1 protein-coding gene is annotated in these 336 nt (G+C 61.3%); it reads right to left on the reverse strand.

Annotated elements, in window-relative coordinates:
- Nucleotides 1-336 (reverse strand): cupin domain-containing protein (locus QZX79_RS05240; RefSeq protein ID WP_294565849.1); only part of this gene is annotated, 336 nt, incomplete at both ends.

The following is a 336-nucleotide window of genomic DNA, read 5'->3' on the forward strand; positions in this document are numbered from 1 at the left end:
GCGCCATGGTCTCAAGGTCAGGCCGAGCGTTCTCAGGAAAGAGCGGACCGATCTCTTGGAAATATCGTTCAAATCCCGCCGGCGAGATGATCTCGAGAACGCGCGCTGGCTCATCACCGCTGTTCCAGAAGGTATGCCATTGGTCCCGGGGCTTGCGGACCAGTTCACCGGGACCGGCCTGGAAAACGTCCTCACCCAGTAGAAACCCGATCTGCCCATGGGTGACAACGGTGAATTCGTCTTCACGGCTATGCATATGCAGCGGCGCCGCCAGCTCCTTCGGCCCGAGCAGGTGCTGAACGACGGAGAAGCCCCCTGACGTGGCCTGGGCGCCAA

Origin of the sequence: uncultured Arthrobacter sp. (genome assembly GCF_902805515.1) — a bacterium.
Classification (GTDB): domain Bacteria; phylum Actinomycetota; class Actinomycetes; order Actinomycetales; family Micrococcaceae; genus Arthrobacter_D.